Here is a 23,795-nt window from a genome sequence, read left to right as displayed (position 1 = left end):
GCCGCGACCTAAGATGACAGCGCGATCTCGACGATGGGTCGGCCCGGGTCGACCGCTGCCGTCAACTCGGTCGCCGCCGTCAAGATGTCACGTACTGTCAGGGGGAGATAGTGAAGGCACTGCTCGTAGAAGATGATCCCAGTGTGGCCGAGGCTCTGATCGAGAGCCTGGAGCAGCGTGGCTGGGACGTGGAGCACGCGAGTGACGGCAGGTCAGCGGTGGAAGCGGTGCCGACCTGGGACATCATTCTGCTCGACCTCAATCTGCCGGACGTCGACGGCCTGGAGGTGTGCCAGCGGATCCGTTCCAGTCATTCGATACCGCTCATCGCCGTCACGGCCCGCTCCGACCAGATGGACAAAGTGCTCTGTCTGCGTCTCGGTGCGGATGACTACATCGTCAAGCCTTACCACCTTCAGGAGTTGCTGGCCCGGATGACCGCGGTCATCCGCCGCAGCGAGCGGCAGAAATTGCCGCAGAGTGAACCTCGTACCGAACCGGTGAAGGTGCAAACACGTATCACACACGGTTCGCTCACCATCGACCAGTGGTCCAGGACAGTGACCGTCGAGGGACGTCAAATCACCCTCACGCGCAAGGAATTCGAGCTCCTGAGCCTGCTGGCCGGTGCCCCGGGCCGGGTATTCACCCGTGAGCAGCTTTCCGAAACCGTCTGGTCGGATTCCTGGCTCGGCGCCTCACGCACCCTGGACACCCATATCGCCCAATTGCGGCGCAAGTTGGGGGACCCTCGCTGGATCAGAACGCTTCGCGGCGTCGGTTTCAGTTTTCAGTCCAAGCACTGTGCTTGAGAGTTCATTTCAGTGCACATACGTTCTTTGCACGTCGTGGTGTCCACCGCGCTCTGCTGCACCGTCATGAGTCTCTCCCTGGCCCTGGCCGGGTTCCTGTACGAACGGCACGCCGACCAGCAGGCGGAAACTCAGTCGATGCTGGTTCTCATAAAAGCCCGGGGTGAGTTGTCGGAACGCCTGGGCGACGCTCCCGCGCCCAGAATCCGCGAACGGCTCAAGGAGCTCGGCAAGGAATCCGACACGGAACTCCATCTCCGTATGCCGGACGGAACCGTGCTGGGTTCCGCCGCGTCTCCTGCCGCGCCGCCCAAGGAGTTGAAGCGGCGGCTGTCCGCACCCGTCGGCGGGACGGGCGCACAGGGCATGCCGCCGCAACGGCTGCGGGTGCGTGGCTCCGGAGCTTCCGGACCGGAGGTCTGGGCGACCTGGTGGTCCGGGAAGTCCGGGTGGTCGGCGCTGTGGGCCACCCGGACCTCCGAGGGGCCGCGGAACAGCGTGCTGACCGTGTGGGGGGTGCTGCTGATCGCCTGGCCGTTCTGTCTGGGGCTGTGCGTCCTGCCCGTACTCGCCATGCGGCACCGCACCCGCGCCGCCTCCCGACGGCTGGGCGAGACCCTGCGCGCCCTGTCCCGGGGAGAGTTCCACGCCCGCGTCGAACCGCTCGCCGCCGGACACGAACTGAACCAACTCGGGTACCGCACAAACGAGTTGGCCGACTCCGTGCAGACCACCCTGGAGCGGCATCGCACCTTCCTCGCCGACGTCGCCCACCAGCTGCGCAATCCGATGGTCGCCCTGCGCCTGCGCGTGGAGAACCTCCGCCCCTACCTCCCCGACACGGCGGTGGAGCGGCAGGCCCGCATCCTGTCCGACGTGGACCGCCTCCACCGCACGCTGACCGACATGCTGGAACACGCGCGCTCCATGCCCTCCGACCACACGGCCCAAGTGGTCAACGTGTGCGAGGTGGTGGAGGAGTGCGTCCGCGGCTGGGCGTCCGTGGCGGAGCAGAACTGCGTCCAGCTGAAGGTGAGCATGCCGCGGCAGGCCTGGGCGCTGAGCCGCTCCGGAGCCGTCGAACAAGCGCTGCACGTCCTGCTCGACAACGCACTGAAGTTCTCCCCGGAGAACAGCGCGATAAGGATCAACGTACTGACCGACAACAAGCTGCTCACCGTTCAAGTGCACGACGAAGGCCCGGGTCTGACGGGCCGTAAACCCGGCGAAGGGCCGCGTGGCGGTGTGAACGGTACGACCGCCAAGTCCGGCGGCGGCATCGGCCTCTCCATAGCCCGCAAGCTCATCGAGTCCTCCGGCGGACGCCTCAACCTGTCCCCCGGAGTGCCTACGGGGCTGCTGGCCGAACTGCACCTGCTCGGAGCCGTACCCACCCCGGACCCGGACAGCGCCGACACCACCCCGCCGCCCACGTCAGGAGCGCCACAGGCCGACCTCGTCGCCGGCGCCCGCACGAGTCCGGGAACACCATCCGCCGAAGGGGCCCAAAGATGAAGATCTCTGACACCCTCCTCGACCCCCTGCCGGACCCGGGGGACCCGGCACGCATCGCCCGCCGCCTCGCCGAAGGTCTCGAAGGCCCCGAGGGGGACCTCTTCTGCTACTGGAACCGCCCCCTGCTCGACGACCCGGTCCTGCGACTCCTGGAGGAGGACGGCCGGGCGTCGTCCGTACGGATCGTCTTCCCCATGTCGCGCACCCCGTCCTCCGTCTCGGTCCACACCCGGTGGCGGCAGAGCGGCGCCCAGGTGCGGGAGCGCGACCGGCTGCCCCCGGGCGCCCTGCTCCTCACCACCGAGGGCGCGCTGCTCACCACCCGGTCGTACGGGGACCCCGCCTGGGCCCACACCGACGCACCGGGCGTCCTCGCCGCCCTGCGGACCATGGCCTCCCGGCTGTGGGACCGGGCGGAACCCGTCACCCAGCAGGACCTCCAGCCCACCGAGACGGAACGGCAGATCCTCACCATGCTGATGCAGGGGCTGACCGACCGGGCCATCTCCCGGCACCTGGAGACCTCCGACCGGACCGTCCGGCGGACGGTCGCCCAGCTGATGGAGCGGCTCGACGCGCAGAGCCGGTTCGAAGCGGGGGTACGGGCAGTCGAACGCCGCTGGATCTGAGCCCGCCGCCGAGAAGACGTCACCACACATGAGCCGAGAGGACGTCACCACGCATGAGCACTTCACTCCGGCGCCTGATCCTGGCGCTGCTGGCCGCCACGGGGGCCTTCGTGGGCGGCTGGGCGTACTTCGCCCCCCGCTCCTGGTACGACACGTTCCCCGGCTTCGGCCGCCACTGGCTGCCCGTCCTCGGCCCGTTCAACGAGCACTTGGTCAAGGACGTCGGAGCCATGTACCTGGCCCTCGCCGCGCTGAGCGCGGTGGCGGCGTGGCGTGCGGAGAACGTCCTCGCCGTGCAGCTCGCGGGGCTGGCCTGGCTCGTCTTCAGCATCCCGCACCTGATCTATCACCTGCAGCACCTGAACATGTACGGAGGCGTGGACAAGGCCCTCAACGTGGCCTCGCTGTCCCTGTTCGTCCTCGCGGGCGCGGCACTGCTGGTGCCGGGCGGCGTCGCATCAGGACGCCTCACTCGGGCTTGTTGCCGACGGGGCCGCCGATCTCGTACGGAGAGGTGACGTTGTCGTACGCGAGGTGCATGACCATGCCGAGCTTGCTGTGCCAGAAGTTGTGGCAGTGGTCCATCCAGATGCCGGGGTTGTCGGCCTTGAAGGCGACCTGGATCTCGTCGCCCGGCCGGACGAGCACGGTGTCCTGCCAGACCGGGCTGCCGGAGACAGGCTTGCCGTTCTTGCTCAGCACCAGCATGTGGTGGCCGTGCAGGTGCATCGGATGGTCCTCGCTCCCGCGGTTGACGAAGGTGGTGCGGGCCAGGTCACCTTCCTTGATCATCAGCATCGGGGTGTCCGGGAAGACCTTGCCGTTGATGGTCTGCTTCAGCCCGAAGCTGCCGTCGTAGAAGCCGAGCCACTCGTCGAAGACGAGCTTGTAGTCGCGGTCGAAGTCGCTGTCCGGGCCGAGCTCCGTCTTCTTCGGGCTGCCGTAGTCGTACGGATCGAACTCGGGGCCGTCCAGGTCCGCCGCCAACTTCCCCTTGCCGTGGGGCGAGTACACGATGCCCGCGTCCGGCGCGCTGCCGTCGGTCACCCGCACCGGGCCGTCGGGCATGGTGAATTCGACGTCCATCCGGTTGCCGCCGCCGAGCACCAGCCTCTTGCCCTCGATCGCGGTCGGCTCGTGCACGTCCGTGCCGTCCAGGGCAGTGACCTTGTACGGGACGCCGTCGACGGCGAACTCACGGGTGGTGCCGCTGGTGTTGGTGAGCCGTATACGCATCTTCTCGCCCGGCTCGGCGCGGCGCCGCTCCAGCTCGTCCGAGGCGCCGATCGCGGACACCGTGCCCTCGTCGGTCTTCCAGTCGTGGGCGAGGACGCTGACGTCGTCGTCCACCGGCCGGGTCCGCTTCTTCGGCTCGATGACCAGGGCGCCGAAGAGCCCGCGGTCGACCTGTTCGGAAGCCGCCTGGTGGGAGTGGTACCAGCGGGTGCCGGACTCCTCCACGCGGAAGCGGTAGGTGAAGGACTTGCCGGGCAGCACCGCGTCCTGGGTGGCGCCGGCCACGCCGTCCTCGCCGTTGGGGACGTCGACGCCGTGCCAGTGGACGGTGACGGGGGTCTTGCCGGGCAGTTCGTTGCGCAGCTCGACCTCCACGAGATCACCCTCGGTGACCCGCAGTTGGGGGCCGGGCACCTGGCCGTTGTACGTCCAGGCGTCGACCGTCCTGCCGGAGGCCAGCCTCACCTTCTTGGCCTGTGCGGTGAGGGTGAAGCGCCGGTCCGGCGTACCGCTCGTGGGACCGCGCAGCTGGTCGACGGAGACGGCGTCGGCGCCGCCGGTGCCCGGGGCCATGTGATGGCTGCCGGCCATGTCGTGACCATCGGCCATGTCGTGGCCACCCGCCATGTCGTGACCACCGGCCATGTCGTGGTGCTGCCCGGCGACACCGCCGCCCCAGTCGGCCTCGCCCTTCATCATCGAGAAGGTGTGCGGAAGCCGACTGCCGGCGATCCCGTAGTTCACCAGCCCCACCACGGTGCCGAGCACCACCACGGCCGTACCCAGCCGGACCGCCAACGCCCGTCGCAGGGGGACCTCACGGCCGGAGAGCAGGCGTCGCAGCCGCACCCCGGCCCGCCAGACCAGCAGCCCGGCGACGGCGGCGGTGACCAGCCCGTACGCGACGAGACCGAGCCGCAACGACCGGTCCGGCGGCAGGGCCATCTGCGCGAGGCAGCCGAGACCGCCGAAGGCCGCGAGCCGGGGCGGCACGACACGGCGCGGGGACCGGGCGCGCGACTGCTCGTCCAGCGGCACCGGCGCACCCGGGTCGGGCAGCCGCATCCGCGCCGCGGACGCCAGCCACGGCACCGTCCAGACGGTGGTGGCGACCACGGCCGGGAGCAGCATGACGAAGGTGGTGAACAGCCGCCGGTCGCCGACGAACACCCACCCCTTCTGGGCGAGCAGCCCGTACACGAGAAGCCTGGCCGCGGTGAGCAGCAGGGCGACGGACACCAGCAACAGCGCGATACGGGACATCCGCCGCATGCGGCCGGCGGTGCGGCGGCCCGGCTGCAGGCCCGTCGCGGCGGCGGCGAGCAGCCAGGCGGGGAACAGGGCGATGCCCAGGGCGAGTTCGATTCCGGCGGCGGCGACGTACATGGCCGTCACCCCCGGCCCTGCGGCCGCAGGGCCGCGGTCGACGGCGGCTGTGGCGGGCGTCTGCGCGCCCTGCGGAGGTCGCGGGCGATCCGGTCGCCGAGGGCCCGGAGGCGGCGGCGCCCCGCGGTGGTGGATTCGGTGGTCTCAGGCATGCCGACAGCATGGCGATCACCGCACCGGCCGGGCATCCACCGATCCTCGCCCCTTCCTCGGCGGAAGGTTGCAGGCCGGGCAGTGCCGCGTACAACTATCGATCGACGCCCGCTCCACCGCACCGCGGCTAGCCTGCGGCCATGACTTGGCACAGTCGCCTCACGAGCCACCGGGAACGCCGACGTCAGGTGGAGGGAGCCCTCTTGGCGCTGGCCCTCGCCGCGACCACCGCCACCAGCGACGGGATCTCCGCGAGGTTCGACTACCTTCCCGCACAACCGCCGCTGTTCGTGGCGATCCCCTTCGGGCTGCTCGTGGGCCTCGCGGCATGGTTCCGCCACCGCCGTCCCGTGCTGCTCCTGCTGGCAGCGCTCGCCGCCTATGTGGTCCTTTCGGCCTGGTTCGCCGTGGTGTTCGCGCAGTACACCCTGGCCGACCGCGCCGCCTCCTGGTGGCGGGTCGCCGTCGCCTCCACGGTCGCCGTCCTGGTGGTCGCTCCGCCGATCTGGCGGGGCGGCGGCTTCGACGCGGCGATCATGAGCGTGGGCATCTGCGTCTTCCCGGCCCTGCTCGGCCTGTACATGGGCGCCCGCCGCCGCCTCATGGCCGAGCTCCGGGAGCGCGCCGAGCGGGCCGAGCACGAGCAGCTGCAACGCGTGCTGCAGGCCCGCAGCGACGAACGCGCCCAGATCGCCCGGGACATGCACGACGTCGTCACCCACCGGGTCGCCCTGATGGTGCTGCACGCGACCGCGCTCGAGGCCACCAAGGGCGCGTCCGCCGTCGACATCGGCAAGCAGATCGGCGCCATCGGCCGCGAGGCACTGACCGAACTCCGCTCTCTCGTGGAGGTCCTGCACACCGAATCCGAGGCCCCGCTCGCCCCGCAGCCCGGCCTGGCCGAACTGGAGACACTGATCGCCGACTCCCGAAGCCTGGGAACGCCGGTCACCCTCGAACTGACCGGAGAGCACGGCAACACCCGCCCACCCGAACTGCCCGCCCTGATCGAGCACGCCGTCTACCGGGTGGTGCAGGAGGCCCTGACCAACGTCCACAAGCACGCCGCCGACGCCGAGACCCACGTCCGAGTCCACTGCACGCGCCACCTGTTGCACCTCACGGTGATCAACCAGCACGGCGTCGGCGACAACCCCTCCGGCCTGCCCAGCGGCGGCCACGGCCTGCTCGGCATCGCCGAACGGATACGGCTGGTCGGCGGCGAACTCACCGCGGGCCCGACCCCGGACGGCGGCTTCGAGATCACCGCGGAGATCCCACTGGACGACCTGCCCCAGCAGCACGCAATCCTGTCCAAGCCGCCCACCCACATGGAAGCCACGCGATGAGCGAGACAACGACCCGGGTCCTGATAGTGGACGACGAATGGATGGTGCGCTCCATGCTCAGCACCATCATGGCGTCCGCCCCCGACATCGAAGTGGTGGGTGAGGCGTCGGACGGCAGTACGGCGGTGTCGATGGCCGCCGCCCTGGAACCGGACGTCGTCCTGATGGACATCCGGATGCCCCGCTCCGACGGCCTGACCGCCACGGAGCGCCTCACCCGCTCGCCCCGCCCGCCCCGCGTCGTCGTGCTGACCACCTTCGACCTGGACGAATACGTCCAGACGGCGCTGCGTCACGGGGCCGTCGGTTTCCTCCTGAAGGACGCCACCGCGGACGACATGATCGCCGCGGTGCGCAGCGCGGCCCGCGGCGACGCGATGCTCTCCCCGAAGGTGACCCGCCGCCTCATCCGCCGCTTCACGGAGGACGACTCCGGCCCCTCCGCCGACCACCGGCGCCGCCGCTCCGAGGCCCGAGAACGCCTGGAGGCCCTGACGGAAAAGGAACGCGAGGTCCTGACAGCCCTGAGCGGCGGCCTCTCCAACACCGACATCGCCGCGGCCCTCCACATGAGCGAGGCCACCGCGAAGACCCACATCAGCCGCATCCTGTCGAAGCTCTCCCTCACCAACCGCGTGCAGGCGGCGATCCTGGCGCATCACGCGGGGCTTGTGGATTAGCGAGGCCTTGGCGGCGGGGTTGCACATGCCGCAGCGGCATGTGGTCGAGTAGGCCGTGAGTACGACGTCGAGAGGTTCTTCGCATGCCCCTGCCCCCGATTCCCCGCCGGGTCAAGATCGGTGATGCCGCCGCGTTCGCCGGGACCACCCCCCGCGCCATCCGCCACTACCACGCCATCGGGCTGCTGGCCGAGCCGGAACGCGGCAGCGACGACCGCCGCCGCTACGGCTACGACGACATGATCCGCCTGCTGTGGATCCGCAAGATGGCCGATGCGGGGATCTCCCTGGACGACATCCGCGCCGCCTTCTCGGGCACCGCCGGCATCGAGCAGCCCCTGGCCCGGCTGGCGGAAGCCCTCGCCGCCAAGGCAGCCGCCGTCGAAGCCCAGCAGGCCGCCGTGCACCGCCTCCGCGAGGTGGGCAGCCCGCTGGGCCTGCTCTCTCCGCTGGTCACCGGCCGCCTGCGCGATCTGCCGCCGGGAGCCCTGCGCCCCGCCGACCTCGATGCCCTCCTGGTCACCGAGCGCGTCTTCGGCCCGCTCGGTGCCGCCGTCCAAGCCGACCGGTTCATCGTCCTGGCCACCCACCCCGAACTGCGGGCCGAGGACGACCGCTTGGCGGAGGCGGAGGCGGCCCTGGACGACACCGTCCCCGCCGACGCCTCCCGCATCGAGTTCCTCGCCTCCCAGCGGTGCGCTCACGAGACCGCTCTGCGAACCGCCATCGAGAGATCCGGCCTGGACGAGACCCTCGACGCCCTCCTGGACCAGCACGAGGAGGATGCGGGGGATGCGGGGGAGGACGAAGGCGAGGCGGGCATGAGCACGCTGGAGGCCATCGGCAAGATGCCCTACGACTTCTCCCCGGCCCGCATCCGCTACGAGGAACGCGTCCTCGAACTCCTCCACCCGACGGACCAGCACTAACGCCCCACAGGCAGCTCGACAAGCCGGTACCCGGCACGTATTCCACGCCCTGGTCACTGGTCGAGGGATGTACCTCGCTTCGCCGTAACGTGGGCCCGGGTTCTGGCCTGACGCTTGATCATCAGACCGCCGAGGAAAAGACCGAACCCTACGGCGGCCACACCCGCCCCCAACAGCCAGTAGTCCCCATGGGTGACGCCTATGAGTATGCAGAGAACTCCGAAGAGCGTTGCCAGAATGGTGAACACCGTCAATTTCACTTCGGGCCGCACGCGGTTCTCCTAAGAGAGGATGGTCCGGGTGAATACCGCGAGCCAGAGTGTCCCGCCCTACGGTGGGACAGCGGCAGCAGCTGGGGCGCACGGCGAGACCCTTGGTGTGTGCTCTACCGCACCCTTCTGAGGCCTGTCTCATTGCCGCCGAAAGCCTCGGAATCGCTGCACCCGGCGGACTTGGCCCAGTCCGGTACCGGCGGCGTCCAGAACAGACCGCCGAGCACGTCGGTGAGGTAGAAGTACGTACGTCTTCCCGTCCCCGGTCATGGAGTTGAGAGTGCCCCCGGGATCGCGGCTGAAGCCCTTCTCCACACCGGCAGTTGAGATCGCCGACAGGTGCCGAGCGGTCCGTGTCGACACTCTGCACGGTGCCGCCGGGGTAGGCGGTCTGGGTGCGGACGTCGTTGTTGTTGTACTTGTACGTGGTGACCTTGCCCGCTGCCCGCCGGGTCCTGGTAGTGGCCGCTGTTGCCCGCGGGCGTGTAGGTCCGGCCAAGTCTGCGATCCGTCTTGCAGGGTGCGGATGCAGGCGGTGAAGAAGCTCGTGCGCCGGCAGGTCGACGAGAACCCCGCCGAGTAGCCCCAAGCCTCAGCCCGCACGACGTCTGGGCTACCAGCCGGTGAGGCTCACGACATGGGTGCAGTGTGGATCGGTGCCATCGTCTGTCCAGTACTGCTCCTCGTCGAGCAGCGACGGCAGGGAGGCAAGCAAGGCAGTGGTGGCATCTGACGGGCGCACGTCGACGGCGATGGCCTCGGGAGCCTCTGCGGCGTTGAGGTAGAGACGGAGTCGGTCCTCGTCCAGGAAGCAGAATCCGCGCAGCAGAAGGCTCGGTTTCTCTTCCGCGCACGGCTGAGCGAAGCAGCGCAGGATCCCAAGAGCGCGGTCATCCGTGGTGGGGATCGGTGCCTCCAGGGCTGAGGGGTCCACGCGGACGAGGAGCATGCCCATCACCTGGCTGATGTGCTCACTCGAGTAGATGCGGGTGCCCGTGACGAGGGTACGCAGAAGCGCCGTAATGTCCTGCGCCGTGGCTGATTCGTCGCCCCATCGCAGAGGGATCTCGTAGGCGATCAACTCATCCGGCGCGTAAGCGCTCGCTTCACCCATGACAACGCGGATCGCCGAAGATGGCGCAGCTACGGGTAGGACACCCCGAATGAAGTGTGTGCCGGTGACTGGTGCATGGACATGGTGGAACAGTAGACGGGTCATGTCCGCCTGCTGCTCCGCGATCTCGTCGTGCATGGATGTCATTGACTCATCCAGTTCGGAAACTTGCTGCGGGGCTGATTCTCGCAAAACGCGTTGATGACGCCGATCTTCACATGGCGGCTGCCATTGATGTGCGTCCTCGACGGGGCCACTTCCTGACTTCACTGGCGAGCGCGCGCGATCGCTCAGCACGGTACGCGCGGCGGTCTCCGCGTCAGCTCGATCCGACTTGCACCCGGCGCCCGGCCACGTGTTTCGTGGGGCGGGCGCCGGGGGTGGGGTTTCCTGGGTGTGACGGTCGGGATCACTTCTTGGCGGGCGGCAGCACCCGGTTGCCGACAGCCGTCCCCGGAGTGAGGGACTCGTCCTCCACGTCCCTGTCCTTCGGGTCGTAGGGCACCACCGGTTCCTCGGCCGGGGTGTAGGGCAGCGGCCGGTGGGTCTTGCAGCGCTCGATCTCGGTGGGTGAGAGGGTGCCGTGGCGCTGGAAGACGCGGTCGGAGGTGATGCGGGAGGGGCCGTCGTAGGTGATGAACTGCCGGTAGACGGTCTGCTCGCCCGTGCTCGTGCCACCCCCCGTGCTCGTGACGGTGTAGTGGCCGTCGGCCCGTTCGCGCGCGGCGGACACCTCCACCCAACTCGCGTGGCTCTTGGGGGTGACGACGTCGATCTCGCGTTCCGCCGTCCGCGACCACTGCCACGGCTGGTCCCGTACCTTCTCGTAGGCCGCCGCGAAGTGCACGGCCGCCTGTCCTGCCGTTTTCTGGTTGGCGTCTGCCTGGGTGCCTGACTCCTTGGGCGCGGCGTGTGAGACGTCATGGCTCAGGTCCGTGTCGGTCAGTCCGTCGTGCGAACCGGAGTCGAGGAACTGTGTGTTCGCCGACTGAGTCGCACTGTCGAAGGAACGCTCCCGGTAGACGACCTTTCTCTTGTCCCGCAGGGCCGCCGAGGCACTGTTCTCACCGAACGTGCAGTTCTCGTAGACCTCGCCGACCGGCCTCGGCCGGTCGTAGTAGCCGTACGAGTACCGCTGGTTGAGGGTGAATTTGCACTTGCCTCCGGTGGCCTTTCCGCATTCCGCCAGTGCTTCGTTGTTGGTCGTGGAAGGGTCATTGCCCTTGAAAGACCTGGCGGGCGGCAGATCGGTCTTGCGCCGGCTCTTGTCGACCTGAATGGGTCGCTGGCGTGCCGACACGGCGGCGATCATGGGGTGGCACTGCACCGCCACCGCCGACTTGTTGCTCTCGCTGATCTGCACGTCGGGCAGAGCGAAGGCCACTTCAGGGTGGTCGTTCTTGGCCTCGAACTCGTGAGTGGCCGTCTTCCAGTTGGCCCTCCCTACATCGACTTTGGTGCCGTTCGAGTCCTTGACCACGAAAGTCGGTTCGTCGACCTGCTCGTCCCACGCGACCTCACGGTCGATGCGCATCTGCAGCCGGAGCTTCTTTCGCTGCGGGGCCGCTCCCGCTACGGGCGCCGGGCAGGCCTTGTCGATCGTGGGCGAGTAGTCGAATCGCACAGTCACTCGGGACCCCTTGCGCACATCCCACAGCCGCGTCTTCAGGTGCTTGCCCGCCTCGAGATCCTTGCCGTCCGCGGTGAGCAGCGCATCGACGCGCACGGCCTGCTTGTTGTCGCTGCGGCCCGCTCGGTCCGTACCGGCCGCGACGATCACACCGGCCGCGGAATTCGGGTCGGAGCCACCCCAGTACCACGGCTTCTTCTCGGCGCTTCCGTAGAGCTGCTCCCAGCTATTGGCGGCGGTGCGCTCGGCTTGGGGCTGGCTGAAGGACCCATTGACGACCGGTACCGCCACTTCCTTCTCTTCCGGTTGCGGGGGTGTCGGTTCGGCAGCCGCCGCGTGGACGGCCGTTGCCGGCAGGCAGGCCATCACTACGCCGACCGCCAGGAGCACACGACGGTTCATTCTCTGTCTCATCTCTCTCTCGCTTTCGTCCGCGGCACCGAAGTGCCGGTCACTGCATGCACGAACTGGCTCGGGCCTTGCGTCACGGTCAGCAGAGCCTCCCCTTCGGGTCGAAACGAGTGACGTCGGGCGGGACGTTCGCCAGCAGCGACAGGGGGATGGAGCAGACGTCCGACACCACGGTGCTGAACGGAGCGTCCCGTTCCTTCTGGGCTTCCTGGAAGCCCGTCACCTTGGACTCGAGGCCGTCCTGGAAGGACTTCTGATGGGTGTGCGCCCCCTGGATTCCCGCCACTTGGTCCATGCACGTGGAGATGTGCGGGTCTCCCGCGGCGCGTGGGGGAGCGGGGGAGTCCGAGCGGGGAGGCTGGTCGGCCGTGGTGCCGTCCCCGGGCGGCAGTGCGGGCGAGGGTGATGCCGTCGCGGCGGGCGGGCATGCCTTGAGGCGTTCGTCGACCCCGCTCTTCATCTTGCAGGCGGGTGACTGAGGTTGGTTGCCCGTGCCGGAGTCGCACGGGTTCTTCTGCGACACCGAGGGCTGGCTCACCGTCGGAGTGTCCACCGGTTCCGCCTTTGCCTTGATCGGTGACGGGGCGAGGGAATAGGTGATGGACGGTGATGCGCTTGCCGTGGTGTCCCCGGGCGGCGGGTCCACCGCACCGGAGTTGGGGGCCGCCACCACCGACGCGCCGAGGATTCCGGCTGTCAGCATGACGGGGGCGACCATCGCAGCGAGTTTGCGGGTGTCCACGTTTTTCTCCTTTTCGGGTTGGGGGAAACCGGCCCGAACCGAATGCGCGTATGCGTGACGGAAGGACGCGGCTTCTGCCCGTCTGGGCGTCTAAGGGGCTGACCACAGCAGGTTGGGTCCGCTGACGATGCGCATGGTGGAGTCGTCGCAGATTTGGAGAGCTGCGTAGCCGTCCTGGTTCGAGTCGGCCTGTCTTGTCGTGCTGAACACCTCCTTCCCGTCAGGGCCCTTGCGGACAAGGGAGTTGTCGTCCGTCAGGGTGAGCGCCACTTGTCCGTTCGGCGAATACCAGGACTTGTTCTCCTCTTCGATCTTCAGGGGCGCCTTGTAGGTGGAGCAGGCGGGAACCGGTGCCTTCTCCCGTATGTCCGCATGAGCGGCCGATGGCAGGGCGGCGGCAAGGGCCAGGCCGAGTATGAGGGCAGCGCAAAGGCGCATGGACGCTCCTTGGTCGAGTGAACGGCGGGCAGACGCCCGGGCCTTGACCTCATTTAGCGCCGACTTTCAAGATGCCGCATCCGCAAGCGATTTGGGCGGCCGTCGAATTACCCGAACGGCTCGCAGAGTTGGCGGCGCGTCAAACCGCGGGGGACGCTCCAGGCGGAAACGTTCCTTCCCTTGCGGGGCCGCCTTCGGAGACGCTCGCTTGTCGCCCGTTTGCCCTGCCCCGCTCAACTCCCGAAAGGAGCAACGCGAATGCGTGCCTTCTTCGCAGTCATCGCCTCCGTGGCACTTGCCTCGGCGGCTCTCACAGGTGAGGCCGTCGCGGCGCCGCACGCCCGGCCGGCCCCCGCTCATCGAGGTGTGATCGCCATGGCGCCGTGTGATCCGCAAAGCCCCAGGCGTGGTGTGTCCGAGGGCGAGGCTCTCTGGTACTTCGACCGGGGTGAGGACATGTGCGTCATCGCGGAGACGACGGTTCCGTCGGCCCGGGACGAGCACTGGGAGAGCTACGGCGAGTGCTGGGACACGTGCGGTTGAAGTGACGTGTGGGGCCGGGTCGTTGCGGCCCGGCCCTCCGCGACTCACACCAATGCACCAAAAAGTCGGATAAGAACCGCCTACGGGTGCAGAGCGCAACAAACCGTGTTTAAGGTGCTGTTGGCCAAGGACCACTGCGACGGGAATCCCCGGTGACGGGATTCGTGCCGGTCGCCCGTGTGGTCCGCCCCCTCCCCGTACTACCTCTGGAGACCCCTGTGTCCACATCGAACCCACCCACGGCCCGCTCCGCCCGCCGTGGCCTCGCCCTCGCAGCACTCACCTGCCTGAGCCTCACCATGCCGGCCCCGCCGGCACACGCGGCGGGCCCCATCAGCAGCGACACCGTGGAACTGCCGTCCCTGCCCGAGGCCCGTGCCTACGACAGCAAGCGCAAGCCGATCAAGGACTACCGAAAGGTCCTCGAGGAATGCCGGACGCCCCAGGGCAAGCCGTCGCCGTGCGTCTTCGAGTTGAAGGAGAAGAAGGAGTACAACACCGCCGTGGTGTCGGTGGGCAACGCGGTGGAGAACTGCACCGACGACCCGATCATCGTCACCAAGGAGGCGTCCCTGACCTCGTCCTCCACCGACAACATCGGCGGCGAGATCTCCGGCAGCGCCATGTTCGAGGGGACCATCAACAACACCGCCTCGGTCACCATGGACGACACCGCCCAGGTGACCGGTTCGGCGACCAAGCAGAACGCGACCGAAAGCACGCACCAGACATGGTCGCCGCACAGCTCGAAGGCCAACTCGTCCAGCACGAGCAAGGCCAGCTCGCAGTACAGCGCGACGGCCACCGGCCAGAACACCGCGCACGTCGGCGCCACGGACAGCGTCCTCGTCGGAGCGCGTGCCAGTTTCACCGCCGCCTTCCGTGCGACGTTCTCCAAGTCCTGGACGAAGACCGCGAGCGAAACCATGACGCACAAGTTCGAGGTCCGCCCCGGCCGGACGCTCCACTTCGGGGCATCCTTCGCCATGGCGACCGTCACCGGCGACATGGCGAACAAGAAGAACGGGAACAAGCTGGAGAACTTCTCCATGCACACGCCCTCCACGGCGAACTCGAGCAGGCTGATCGCCCAGGCGTTCAACTCGCAGAGCTGCCCGGGCCTCGCCCAGCAGAAGGGCAACCCGAACGGCGAACAGGGAGAACACACCAACCAGCAGAAGCAGTCCGGCAACAACACGGGCAACAACACGGGCAATAACACGGGCAACAACACCGGCGGATCCTCGGATTCGGACCGAGCCCTCAAGCCCAGCCGGAAGACCGAAGCACAGCAAAGCCTCGTCCCGGGCCGGCAGCCCGTGGAGATCTGGCAGGTGCCACTGCACCGATGACCGGAAAGGCGGGGCGGGCCCAGGAAAGGCCGACCCCGCTCCGCGGCGTAGTCGTCAAGCAATTGGCGGCCACCGGAAAATGACGTCTCCCGCCCAACTCCCGTAATCACCGGGCCGCTTGCGGCTCGCTGTGGTTGAGCTGTCTGACTGATCGGATGTAACAGGGCTGCATTCAGAGGGAGTTGAAGTGCAAATGCCTCAAGTCGGCGCCCATTCAGCCGCGCTGAGATTGCGCTCGGCTTGACGGCGAACAAAGCTCACATCACGGATAAATCCGTCCGTGAGAAACCAGTGAACCCAAAGGAGATGCCATGCGAGCATCCGCTGTACTGACCGCTGTCGGCCTGGCCACCGCCGGCCTGCTGGCGGCCACTCCCGTCACCGCCACCGCGACCGCCGCCACATCAGCCGCGGCCGCACCCACCGCGGCGGCCCCGCACTCCGAAGGCCCCGCACTGATGCTGATCTCGCAGGAGACGGCGGAGTGCGTCGGCCTGCCCGAGACCACCGCCGTGAACCGGGGCGTGCGCGGCCTGGCTCTGGTCCGCCTCGGCCACATCCCGGCTGATGCCCCCCGGCACGTCGTCGCCAAGTGCTTCGACGAGGCGGCCGAGGACACCGAGAACCCCATCCACGAGCTGGCCCGCAAGCACGGCGATCTGCTGGGGCTGAAGGCCGAGCCCGCCAACTCCGAACGCCCGCCCAAGGAGTGGCTGCGCCCCACCCCCGAAAGTGCCAACGCCACTCCGGACGCGCACCGCGGCACCACTGCCGGCGAGCCCGTCCCGCCTGACCCGTCTGCCCCGCCCACTCCGTCCACCCCGCCCGACCCGGCCGCCCCGGAGCCGGTTCTCGGTACCAAGGAGAACCCGGCGGTGGCCGTCGTCGACACCGTCGTCGGCAAGGTGTGCACCGACGTCCCGGTCGCGAAGACGCGGAGCATCGTCGGACTGGCCGGCACCGAGGCGCAGAACTTCCTCACCGCGTCCAGGAACCAGCGGTGCGCCGACGGCTTCTCGCCCTACGGTGAGTACGAGCCCCTGCTCGACCTCATCGAGAAGCTGCCGCCGCTCCCGGGTGACGCGGACAGGCCGGACAACGGCAAGCGCCCGGTGCGCACGTGACCGCGTAACCAGGCACAACTACGGCGCCCCGGACGCGAGAAGCGAACGGGGCGCCCATCGAGCGGACGGCGTGCACGATGCCCCGGGCCGGCGGGCGGCCGGGCTTCATGCGTAGGCCACCGCGTAGGCGAGGACGACAGCGAAGCAGAAGAGGGGGTAGTAGATCCGGAAGGCGATGTTGAGGTTGCGCCAGCCGACGAGGTCGTTCTTCGCGGCGAGCCGGCCGCTGATCAGGGCGGCCAGCACACAGGTGCCGGCCAGGAAGATGAAGGCGTAGTACCCCCACTCGATGGCGACGGTGTACTCCACGTCCGGCAGGGACCCGGTGACGGTGGTCAGCAGGACGGCGGTGCTCAGGATGGCCGTGACGCCCATGGAGATCTGGCTGCTGATGTAGCGCTTCTCCCGGGCCAGGAACAGCGAGACGTAGGTGACCAGGGCCAGCAGCACCAGGGGCAACATGTTCTTGAGCAGGAATGAGCCGAGGTCGCGTTCGATGGTCACCTTCGCCACGTACTGCCCGTAGTAGATGCCGGGCGTCTCCTCGGTCACGGCCGGGTCGCCCAGCGCGGCGGTGCTTCCCACGGTGGCCTTGTACAGATCCAGGCGGGTCGACTTCCACCCGGACAGCCGGTCGATGGAGGAGTTGACGTCGCTGCCGCTGCGCAGCGCCTCGGCCTGGTCCTGCTCCAGCAGCTTGCGGTCCCCGATGTAGACGACATGGGACGCGGAGTGCTTGTGGTTCTGCAGGACGATGGTCAGGTGCTGCCGGTCGAAGGGGAACTGGTGGAAGTCGAGCGATGCCTTGAAGGTGCCGGTGACCCGGTACAGGCGGTACTTGATCCCCTCGCGCTCCGAGGAGCGGACCGGGGACCCCAGGGAGACGTCGGAGTCGGCGGCGTTGAGGAAGTCGACCGCGGTCGCGTCGTCGCTGCCGCGGTAGCGGAACCACAGGAAGAAGTCCGCCTCGAAGGTCTCCGCCTCGGTGTCCAGCGCGCTGACCTCGTTGAAGTTGAAGCCCGTGGACACGAGCTGCTGGCGGACGAGCACCTGGTCCGCGACGCGCACCGAACGGTCGGCCGCGATCTCCGTCGCCGCGTCGAGGCCCTTCGCCGTGGCGGAGGGCACGAGCTGGATGGCCGCGGACACCACCTTGCCCCTCCGCACGACGCCCATCGTCACCGGCTGCGGCAGGGAACGCGCGGCGTCGAAGTACATCAGCCCGTGCAGGCACTTCACCCCCTTCTCGGGGCTGTTCATGGACTCGAGGCTCCGGCGCACGGCCTCCCGGTCCCGCGCGCCGGGCCGGCCCGCCGAGACTCCGGAGCGTTTCAGGGCCTCGACGGCCACGTCGACGGCCGTCTGCGCCGCCATGGCGGGCCAGGAGGGCCGGGAGCCGTTGACGTCGCGGAAGGAATCGGCCCAGTTCAAGGCCTCGCCGGTGAGGCTGTCGGCCATCACGGGAGAGGTGACGTACAACTTGCGGGTCAATGCCCCCGTCTTCTCCTCCTGGGGTTTCTGCCGCAGCCGCGCGACGAAGGCGTCGTTGCTCAGCGCGTCGCCGCCGACGACGGTGCCGCGCACCCCCGCGTCGCGCAGGGCCACCAGGGTCCGCTCGGCGGCGTCCTCATGCATGGCGAGCACGACCGGCCCGGCGGAACCGTCTTCCGCCACGGAGGTCACGGCCTTGTCGATACGTCCGCCAAGACCGGGATCGGTGACGCGGCCGATGCTCTCGCTGTGCCGAACCCGGCCGAGCCCGCCGAACGCCTTCCGGAAGCCGTCGGCCAGGGTGCGCCCGTAGTCGGTGTCGGTGTGGATCACGGAGGCGGTCCGCGCCTTGTCGACGCTGTTCAGGTAACCGGCGATGAAAGCGCCCTGGTAGCCATTGGTGAAGGTGGCCCGGAAGAACCAGGGGTTGTCCCGGGTGACGGCGTCCGCGGTCGCTGTCGGAGTGATGGCCGCGATACCGGCGTCCGCGTAGACCGGCCCCGCGGCGATCGCCGTGCCGCTGACGGTATGACCGACGACCAGAGCCGCCCGGCCGTCCTCGACGATCTTCCTGGCGACCCGGCGGGCCGTCCCCGGGTCGTCCTTGTCATCGTGCACGAGCAGCCGGACCGGGTGGCCCCCGACCCCGCCGTGGCTGTTGATCTGGTCGAGGTGGAACCGCGTCCCCCGCAGCACCGCCTGACCGCGCTCGGCCCCCGGGCCGCTCAGCCCCGCCACCACGGCCACGTGCACCGGCGCGGGCTCGTCCCGCGTCAGCCGGAGCGACAGCACGATGAGCGCCGCGACCACCGCGGCAGCCGTGACCGCGAGCGCCGCGTGCCGGGCGCGGCGGCGCCAGACCGGCCTTTCCGGGGTCGGCTCGGGAGGAGGCGGCGGGTCGGCGAAGTCCTCCACCTCGGGCGGCGGAGCGGACGTCACCTTGCGCAGCCGGTGCAGACGGGCGTGCGCCTCGCTCTCGGCGTTCGCCGCCACCGCCTGCTCCAGGCAGTACTTCCGGTGGCTCTCGTCGGTGACCAGCCAGGCCAGCCAGAGCCACGCCGGTTCGTACGCGCGATCGGCCAGCAGCGCCTTGCGCAGCAGCCCCCGGGCCTCGTCCTGGCGCCCCTGCTCGGCGGCGCTCACCGCCTCCCGGGTGTGGACAGGGGCGAGCAGCTCGTCATCGGCCACAATGCTCTCCCCTTCCATCCGGCGCAACGGGCGAACCGACCCGGTTCTCGCTTCTCGGCGAAGCAGCCGGATACGGCTTCCGGCTCCTCTCATGCTCGCCAGACCGCTGCGGGCCGCCCGCCCAGCCGGTCCCTTCGGGTGAACCGGTGGTCGGTGCGGGAAGGCGGTGCTGTCCAGGTCGCGGCACGGAGAAGACGAGCGGGGTGCCGGGGCTGGCCCTGCTGAAGGCGCTCGATCACGTCCGCATCGACGAGTGCGCCGTGGGTCCGGGCGAGGTGGACGGCGTAGTGGCCGGCGCCGGAGCCGATGTCCAGTACCCGTTTCCCTGCCAGGGGGCCGAGCACCTCCTCGCCGGGTCCGATGGGCACGGTGCCTCCTGGGTGGGGGGCGTGCCGCATCAGGTGTGCGTGGTGAGGTACAAGGGGCCCTCGCCGAGCCGGGCTCGCTCGATGGCGTCCAGGTGGGCGAAGGCGCGCGGCGCCATCAGCTCCCGCCAGGTCGCGAGGTCGTGGACGGCCCACATGTCGTGCTCGGCGGGATCGAGGCGGATCCGGCTGAGCTGGCCGGCGGTCAGTCGGCCTCCGTCGAAGACGAACCCCACCTTGTTCAGCGGCAGGCGCGGCCCGGCGTGCAGGAAGTGCGTCAGGAGCAGCTTCGGTGTGCTCAGACCGAGTTCGAGGCCCGTCTCCTCGACCGTCTCTCGCCGTGCGGTCTGTAGTGGGTCCTCGCCGGGGACGTCCAGGTTGCCGCCCGGGAACTGCCAGAGTCGTGAGCCGTAGACGGAGCGGAGCTGGACCGGCCGGTCGTGTTCGTCGCGGATGTACAGGCAGCCGTACACCGTGTGGTGGGGGATGGTCTGCGCGTACTGCGTGGGAGTCATCGGCATGGGGCGGCCGGGACGGGCAGGGCGGTGGTCGAATGCGAAGGCGAGAACGCCGAACGCTTCCTGGGCAGGCGGGTAGAGGCCGCGGAGGCCGGCGAGCAGCTCTCCTGGCGGCCCGTCCGGATCGATGCGCGCGGCGTCCTCCGAGCTGAGCAGGTCCTCGAAGGAGGGGTACTGAGTGATCCGCCGCACGATGACGTCGAGTTCCCGCCCGGTGTCCCGGTCGTGGAAGACGACAGTGTCGCCGACGGCGACGGCGCGCTCGTTCGGAGCGGCCACCCTCACTTCGATTGTCTTGCGGCCGGCTTCCACTTGGCGGTAGTACCGCCCGAGCAGGTGCATGTGGTGCTCGGGCGATACGTCTCCGGCCGCCGGGCTCGGGACGACTGGGATCGCCTGCTGGGTGTCGTCTGACACGCGTGCCTCCATTCGTCAGGGCAGTTCGGTCGGTCCGTAGCGGGACGAGTCGAGGCGGGGTAGGCGTGCGGATCAGCTCAGCCGCATCCCCTCCGCAGGGATCTCCTCGATGGCGGCGGCGCGAGCGGTGGCAAGGCCCCATCGCTCACGTGCCGTGGACGCGGCGGGTTGCGCTTGCCGGGCCCCGGGCGGGCCCCGACCGAGCAGGGCAGCTGCTTGCATGCGCTCGTAGCGGCTGAGGAGGAAGGGGCCCACGGCGTGGAGGCGGACCTCCTGCGCGGCGGTGCGTTCGGTGAGCAGGTTGCCGATCAGGCGGCTGGCCCGTACGTGCTCGATCCAGCTCTTCACCGACACGTACCGCTCCTGGGCCACGCGCATCGCGCCCCAGCCGCGCGGGGCGGCGATGAGGATCAGCATGGGCAGCAGCGCGGGGTGCAGTACGGCGAGGACGCCGGCGGTGGTGATCAGGGAGATGAGGCCGTTCAGCGCGGCGACGCAGGAGCTGATCATGCGGCGGGCGGAAGCGGGGCCGTGCTGGGCGATGTCCACCAGGCGCCGGAAGTCGGGGTCGTCGATGGCTCCCAGTTCGACTTCGGCCGCGGCGGCCAGGTACTGGGTGGTGGCGACCCGCTCCACCTTGGGCTCGAGCCGCCCGGCGCGGGAGGTGGACCAGGCGGCCAGGGCGGAGTTGACGACGCCGATGACGGCGGCGGCCAGGAGGCCGGGCAGCAAGGAGTGCAGCCGCTCGGCGGTGCTGCCGCTGCCGGCGAGCAAGGCGTGCATGACGGCGTTGACGGCGAGCAGGCCGGCGGCAGCGGCGATGCCCTGGCCGACCTCGCTGACCCCGACCGAAAGCAGGGCACGCCGGTTGGCCTGCCACGCCATGCGCAACGTGGCGCCGACGAGCGCCGGCATGGAGCACAGCGCCGACATCATGGTCAGGTCCAAGGCCGCGTGCTCGTGCTGGGACCAGCCCATGCCGTAACGCAAGGGACCGCCGAACAGCCCGTGTTCGGCATCGGAGACCTGCGGGTCGGCCATCGTGACCGGGCCGAAGAACCTCTTCACCAGGAGCCTCCCGCAGGCCAGTTGGTGGCCCGGTAGGACGGGCCGTGGGTGAGCATGTGGAAGATCGCGTAGGCGAGATGGAGGCCGTCTCCGCTTCGGCTCACGACCGTGGTCAGCCGTCCGGCCCGGTCGAAGTTCCGCACCGGTCCCTCGTTATTCGGCGTCAGGCGGTAGCCGTCGGTCGTCGCCGATAGTTTGTACGGCGTGCCCTCTGGCGCGCTGTAGGCGCCGTCGCTCTGCTTGGTGAAGGTCACCTTCGTGCCGTCCGCATCGTGCAGGACGACCGTCTCGGTGGAGGCGTCGATCCGCGCTTCAAGAAGGAGCTTCCACCCCTTGCCCAGGAGCCCGGGCGCCGCCGCGGGATCCCACCGCAGCAGATTCCTTCGGGATCCCACCGCAGCAGATTCCTTATTCGGCGGCCCGGCTCGTAGAAGCCGGTGGAGCAGGTCATAAGTCCCCGGCTCCGCGCGTCAGCCGGCTCACCCGCTGTGCCTGGACAGGGTGCGACGAGCCGCACCTCGTTCGAGACGGATCACCGGCTGGTCCCTTTGGTCCGTGCGCGGAGAAACATGAAGAAGTCGTCGATTTCCAGTACCTCTTCGTCGGTGAGGGACGGTACGCGCCATGCCAGTCGGGCGCCGTGTTCCATGAATGCGGAGGGAAGGCCCGTGCCGTAGGTCTCCACGTACTCGGCCGTGTCGCGGCGCCAGTAGAAGGTTCCGTCACTGTGCAGGGCCGACCCGCCCATGACGGAGAACTCGGTTCCCACGACGTCCTCGGTGAATCCCATGAGCGCGATGATCACAGGTGCCGTCCGCAGGTATTCCGCCACGCGTCCGCGTTCGTTCACGGGCAGTTGGCCGGAGAGTTCACGGAGGTCGTCCGCGCGGCCTTCGAAATGGGACTGGCTGGAGCTGTCGCCGAACAAGCCGAGCGGGGTGACCTGACGCATGGAACGTCCTTCCGGAACGAGCTGTCGAACGGGCCGTTGACGGTGGTGGGTGTCATCACATCAGTGCGGGGGGTGCGCTCCGGGGCCGGGCCCGCCCCCTTCCGGTGCGTGGATCGATGTCGACCTGATGGCCGCTCGCGTTTCTCACTTCCACGCCACCGAGTGCCTTGGAGAGTTCTCCGGCCGCCTTGCAGGCTCCGTGGCAGGTGACCAGTTGGATGGGACCTCCGTGGTAGTAGGGATTCTCTCTGACCAAGTCAGCGATCTGCTGGGGGTGGGTTATCTTGCCGTCGACGATGCATTCCCCCTCCTTACTGCCGTGGACGATGACGTCGTGGCCGTACGTGCCTTTCGAACGTTGCAGGTTCTGGAGTGTGTTCGCGTCGTCGCCGATGGCCGTGGCGGTTCTCGTGTAGCGGACGTTGTCACCGGCCCAGGTGAACGACGAGACGGGCGGAATGCCCATCACGCTCTCTGCCTCGCCCCGCGGAGCCGCCGCTGTCTTGCGCCACCCCGTCAGACCGCCGACGCCGGTGAGGACGAGTTGCTGGACGAGTTCGTCGGCCGCCTCGGCGTGCAGGTCCGCCAGCGCGTCGCAGCCCTGTTGGGCCGCGCGGCGCGTCGGGACGGCGGCCGGGCCGTGCCGCATCCGGCTCGGGTCGGGTGGCTGTGCGGTGTGCCTTGGGGCTTCCTGTCGGGCGCGTTCATGTAGGCGCGCATCGGCGACAGTTCGTGCTGTTCTTCGGCGACCTGTGCGCGCCGCTCGGCCAGGGTCATGGCCTTGGGGGGCTTGGGCAGATCGGCGGCCGCCCTGGCCTTCTCGGGGTGACGGCCGCGGCCGTGGTGGCCGGCCGGGCCCGGGGCGAGGCTGCCCCGGCCCGGGCGACGCCCGCCACGACCTTTGATCCACTGAGGGCTCGAACTAACCCGGTACGGCTGAGACGACTGGAAACCCTCGGTGCCTCGTGGACGGCTTCGCCGCGTGCCGCCTGAGCACACGACCGAAGCGGCCGATGCAGCCGTACTCTTTTGGCGTGAAGCCGTACTTGGGTGCCGGGTGGTGGAGGTGAACTCCCCACGTCCGGGCGGCAAATGTGGGGAAGTGACGCGGGCTCTGCCGATGACTAGGAGGGGCAGTAGTTCTCGGGCGGCAGTTCGGGAGGCGCTGCGCGACGTCGAACATTGATGGCTTCGGGCAGCAGCTCGGTGCGGTTGAAGTGTTCGACCACGGTGGGGGACAACCCGGAGCGCCTGGACAGTGAGGTGTCGTTCGCTGCTTTGAGCGGAGTCAGTCCCGCCGTATCGTGTTCACCCGACTGCGGGTCGACCCGCGCACCCAGGACTACTACGAGCGCCGCATCAAGGAGGGCAAGACCCGCCGCGAGATCGTCCGATGCCTCAAGCGCTATGCGGCCCGGGAGGTCTTCCACCTGGTCAGACAGCTACAGTCAGGACCCCGCTCATAGGGGCTGTCGTGACAG

General features: G+C 69.0%; 25 protein-coding genes. 11 read left to right on the top strand and 14 right to left on the bottom strand.

Translation table 11 applies throughout. The features are described from left to right. Window positions 1–110 precede the first annotated feature (110 nt). Genes ACI2L3_RS36815 through ACI2L3_RS36800 form a run of 4 tightly spaced genes read left to right on the top strand, consistent with a single transcriptional unit; the run spans window position 111 to window position 3,474 of the window. Window positions 111–812 carry a response regulator transcription factor gene (locus ACI2L3_RS36815; RefSeq protein WP_404756800.1) on the top strand — a complete coding sequence of 234 codons (702 nt, stop codon included), beginning with the start codon at window positions 111–113 and terminating at the stop codon, window positions 810–812. Window positions 813–824: 12 nt separating this feature from the next. Then, a complete protein-coding gene (locus tag ACI2L3_RS36810; RefSeq protein WP_404756799.1) occupies window positions 825–2,327 on the top strand; it encodes a sensor histidine kinase in 1,503 nt (500 codons plus the stop codon). Beyond that, window positions 2,324–2,956 (top strand): LuxR C-terminal-related transcriptional regulator, encoded by a 633-nt coding sequence (locus tag ACI2L3_RS36805; protein WP_404756798.1) that lies wholly within the window; start codon window positions 2,324–2,326, stop codon window positions 2,954–2,956. The genes ACI2L3_RS36810 and ACI2L3_RS36805 overlap by 4 nt, the downstream gene beginning before the upstream one ends. A gap of 53 nt (window positions 2,957–3,009) precedes the next feature. Beyond that, on the top strand, window positions 3,010–3,474 hold the full coding sequence (locus ACI2L3_RS36800; RefSeq protein ID WP_404756797.1) for a hypothetical protein: 465 nt from the start codon (window positions 3,010–3,012) through the stop codon (window positions 3,472–3,474). On the opposite strand, the gene ACI2L3_RS36795 is transcribed toward ACI2L3_RS36800, so the two are convergent. Together ACI2L3_RS36795 and ACI2L3_RS36790 are read right to left on the bottom strand one after the other, a co-directional pair. Further along, complete coding sequence (locus ACI2L3_RS36795; RefSeq protein WP_404756796.1) at window positions 3,425–5,578, bottom strand: multicopper oxidase family protein; 2,154 nt, start codon at window positions 5,576–5,578, stop codon at window positions 3,425–3,427. The two genes, ACI2L3_RS36800 and ACI2L3_RS36795, sit on opposite strands and share 50 nt — an antisense overlap. Before the next feature lie 5 nt (window positions 5,579–5,583). Continuing rightward, window positions 5,584–5,730 carry a hypothetical protein gene (locus tag ACI2L3_RS36790; RefSeq protein ID WP_404756795.1) on the bottom strand — a complete coding sequence of 49 codons (147 nt, stop codon included), beginning with the start codon at window positions 5,728–5,730 and terminating at the stop codon, window positions 5,584–5,586. A gap of 141 nt (window positions 5,731–5,871) precedes the next feature. Between ACI2L3_RS36790 and ACI2L3_RS36785 the strand changes: the two genes are divergently transcribed. From ACI2L3_RS36785 to ACI2L3_RS36775, 3 genes are all read left to right on the top strand, one after another. Continuing rightward, window positions 5,872–7,080, top strand: coding sequence for a sensor histidine kinase (locus tag ACI2L3_RS36785; protein ID WP_404756794.1), 1,209 nt, complete (start codon window positions 5,872–5,874; stop codon window positions 7,078–7,080). Further along, window positions 7,077–7,760 (top strand): response regulator, encoded by a 684-nt coding sequence (locus ACI2L3_RS36780; protein ID WP_404756793.1) that lies wholly within the window; start codon window positions 7,077–7,079, stop codon window positions 7,758–7,760. The genes ACI2L3_RS36785 and ACI2L3_RS36780 overlap by 4 nt, the downstream gene beginning before the upstream one ends. A gap of 83 nt (window positions 7,761–7,843) precedes the next feature. Further along, window positions 7,844–8,689, top strand: a complete 846-nt coding sequence (locus ACI2L3_RS36775; protein ID WP_404756792.1) for a MerR family transcriptional regulator — start codon at window positions 7,844–7,846, stop codon at window positions 8,687–8,689. A 53-nt stretch (window positions 8,690–8,742) separates the two neighbouring features. Here ACI2L3_RS36775 and ACI2L3_RS36770 read toward each other — a convergent pair whose 3' ends face one another. From ACI2L3_RS36770 to ACI2L3_RS36750, 5 genes are all read right to left on the bottom strand, one after another. Beyond that, on the bottom strand, window positions 8,743–8,961 hold the full coding sequence (locus ACI2L3_RS36770) for a hypothetical protein (RefSeq protein ID WP_404756791.1): 219 nt from the start codon (window positions 8,959–8,961) through the stop codon (window positions 8,743–8,745). Window positions 8,962–9,574: 613 nt separating this feature from the next. After that, window positions 9,575–10,213, bottom strand: coding sequence for a hypothetical protein (locus tag ACI2L3_RS36765; protein WP_404756790.1), 639 nt, complete (start codon window positions 10,211–10,213; stop codon window positions 9,575–9,577). 271 nt (window positions 10,214–10,484) lie between these two features. Continuing rightward, window positions 10,485–12,107 carry a hypothetical protein gene (locus ACI2L3_RS36760; RefSeq protein ID WP_404756789.1) on the bottom strand — a complete coding sequence of 541 codons (1,623 nt, stop codon included), beginning with the start codon at window positions 12,105–12,107 and terminating at the stop codon, window positions 10,485–10,487. 88 nt (window positions 12,108–12,195) lie between these two features. Further along, a complete protein-coding gene (locus tag ACI2L3_RS36755) occupies window positions 12,196–12,858 on the bottom strand; it encodes a hypothetical protein (RefSeq protein ID WP_404756788.1) in 663 nt (220 codons plus the stop codon). A gap of 90 nt (window positions 12,859–12,948) precedes the next feature. After that, the gene (locus ACI2L3_RS36750; RefSeq protein ID WP_404756787.1) at window positions 12,949–13,296 is read right to left on the bottom strand and encodes a hypothetical protein; all 348 of its coding nucleotides are present in this window, start codon (window positions 13,294–13,296) and stop codon (window positions 12,949–12,951) included. Between the two features lie 411 nt (window positions 13,297–13,707). Here ACI2L3_RS36750 and ACI2L3_RS36745 point away from each other — a divergent pair, with 411 nt between their 5' ends. From ACI2L3_RS36745 to ACI2L3_RS36735, 3 genes are all read left to right on the top strand, one after another. Next, window positions 13,708–13,839: a hypothetical protein gene (locus ACI2L3_RS36745; RefSeq protein WP_404756786.1), complete on the top strand. Its 132-nt coding sequence runs from the start codon at window positions 13,708–13,710 to the stop codon at window positions 13,837–13,839. 218 nt (window positions 13,840–14,057) lie between these two features. Continuing rightward, window positions 14,058–15,191: a hypothetical protein gene (locus tag ACI2L3_RS36740; protein WP_404756785.1), complete on the top strand. Its 1,134-nt coding sequence runs from the start codon at window positions 14,058–14,060 to the stop codon at window positions 15,189–15,191. A gap of 311 nt (window positions 15,192–15,502) precedes the next feature. Beyond that, the gene (locus ACI2L3_RS36735) at window positions 15,503–16,315 is read left to right on the top strand and encodes a hypothetical protein (RefSeq protein WP_404756784.1); all 813 of its coding nucleotides are present in this window, start codon (window positions 15,503–15,505) and stop codon (window positions 16,313–16,315) included. Window positions 16,316–16,420: 105 nt separating this feature from the next. Here the strand turns inward: ACI2L3_RS36735 and ACI2L3_RS36730 are convergent, their stop codons facing one another. The 7 genes from ACI2L3_RS36730 to ACI2L3_RS36700 form a co-directional block, all read right to left on the bottom strand. Beyond that, window positions 16,421–18,994: an ABC transporter substrate-binding protein gene (locus ACI2L3_RS36730; RefSeq protein WP_404756783.1), complete on the bottom strand. Its 2,574-nt coding sequence runs from the start codon at window positions 18,992–18,994 to the stop codon at window positions 16,421–16,423. Window positions 18,995–19,083: 89 nt separating this feature from the next. Then, entirely contained in the window at window positions 19,084–19,362 is a 279-nt protein-coding gene (locus tag ACI2L3_RS36725) for a hypothetical protein (protein ID WP_404756782.1), read from the bottom strand. A gap of 29 nt (window positions 19,363–19,391) precedes the next feature. Beyond that, window positions 19,392–20,294, bottom strand: a complete 903-nt coding sequence (locus ACI2L3_RS36720; RefSeq protein ID WP_404756781.1) for an NUDIX domain-containing protein — start codon at window positions 20,292–20,294, stop codon at window positions 19,392–19,394. Between the two features lie 72 nt (window positions 20,295–20,366). Then, on the bottom strand, window positions 20,367–21,362 hold the full coding sequence (locus ACI2L3_RS36715) for a hypothetical protein (RefSeq protein ID WP_404756780.1): 996 nt from the start codon (window positions 21,360–21,362) through the stop codon (window positions 20,367–20,369). After that, window positions 21,359–21,757 (bottom strand): hypothetical protein, encoded by a 399-nt coding sequence (locus ACI2L3_RS36710; RefSeq protein ID WP_404756779.1) that lies wholly within the window; start codon window positions 21,755–21,757, stop codon window positions 21,359–21,361. Before ACI2L3_RS36710 ends, ACI2L3_RS36715 begins: the two co-directional genes overlap by 4 nt. Window positions 21,758–21,894: 137 nt before the next feature. Then, complete coding sequence (locus ACI2L3_RS36705) at window positions 21,895–22,314, bottom strand: hypothetical protein (protein ID WP_404756778.1); 420 nt, start codon at window positions 22,312–22,314, stop codon at window positions 21,895–21,897. 55 nt (window positions 22,315–22,369) lie between these two features. Next, window positions 22,370–22,963: a hypothetical protein gene (locus tag ACI2L3_RS36700; protein ID WP_404756777.1), complete on the bottom strand. Its 594-nt coding sequence runs from the start codon at window positions 22,961–22,963 to the stop codon at window positions 22,370–22,372. 655 nt (window positions 22,964–23,618) lie between these two features. Between ACI2L3_RS36700 and ACI2L3_RS36695 the strand changes: the two genes are divergently transcribed. Continuing rightward, on the top strand, window positions 23,619–23,780 hold the full coding sequence (locus ACI2L3_RS36695) for a hypothetical protein (protein ID WP_404756776.1): 162 nt from the start codon (window positions 23,619–23,621) through the stop codon (window positions 23,778–23,780). Window positions 23,781–23,795 lie beyond the last annotated feature (15 nt).

Source organism: Streptomyces sp. NPDC029674 (assembly GCF_044903205.1).
GTDB lineage: Bacteria > Actinomycetota > Actinomycetes > Streptomycetales > Streptomycetaceae > Streptomyces.
The sequence above is the reverse complement of the archived record's forward strand: the minus strand, read 5'-3'. Positions and strand labels throughout refer to the sequence as shown.

Bases quoted from the DNA above. Each gene is read 5' to 3' on its own strand.
- ACI2L3_RS36805 (WP_404756798.1), top strand. From the start codon at position 2,324: ATGAAGATCTCTGACACCCTCCTCGACCCCCTGCCGGACCCGGGGGAC.
- ACI2L3_RS36800 (WP_404756797.1), top strand. From the start codon at position 3,010: ATGAGCACTTCACTCCGGCGCCTGATCCTGGCGCTGCTGGCCGCCACG.
- ACI2L3_RS36795 (WP_404756796.1), bottom strand. From the start codon at position 5,578: ATGTACGTCGCCGCCGCCGGAATCGAACTCGCCCTGGGCATCGCCCTG.
- ACI2L3_RS36790 (WP_404756795.1), bottom strand. From the start codon at position 5,730: ATGCCTGAGACCACCGAATCCACCACCGCGGGGCGCCGCCGCCTCCGG.
- ACI2L3_RS36785 (WP_404756794.1), top strand. From the start codon at position 5,872: ATGACTTGGCACAGTCGCCTCACGAGCCACCGGGAACGCCGACGTCAG.
- ACI2L3_RS36780 (WP_404756793.1), top strand. From the start codon at position 7,077: ATGAGCGAGACAACGACCCGGGTCCTGATAGTGGACGACGAATGGATG.
- ACI2L3_RS36775 (WP_404756792.1), top strand. From the start codon at position 7,844: ATGCCCCTGCCCCCGATTCCCCGCCGGGTCAAGATCGGTGATGCCGCC.
- ACI2L3_RS36765 (WP_404756790.1), bottom strand. From the start codon at position 10,213: ATGCACGACGAGATCGCGGAGCAGCAGGCGGACATGACCCGTCTACTG.
- ACI2L3_RS36760 (WP_404756789.1), bottom strand. From the start codon at position 12,107: ATGAACCGTCGTGTGCTCCTGGCGGTCGGCGTAGTGATGGCCTGCCTG.
- ACI2L3_RS36750 (WP_404756787.1), bottom strand. From the start codon at position 13,296: ATGCGCCTTTGCGCTGCCCTCATACTCGGCCTGGCCCTTGCCGCCGCC.
- ACI2L3_RS36735 (WP_404756784.1), top strand. From the start codon at position 15,503: ATGCGAGCATCCGCTGTACTGACCGCTGTCGGCCTGGCCACCGCCGGC.
- ACI2L3_RS36705 (WP_404756778.1), bottom strand. From the start codon at position 22,314: ATGCGTCAGGTCACCCCGCTCGGCTTGTTCGGCGACAGCTCCAGCCAG.
- ACI2L3_RS36700 (WP_404756777.1), bottom strand. From the start codon at position 22,963: ATGCGGCACGGCCCGGCCGCCGTCCCGACGCGCCGCGCGGCCCAACAG.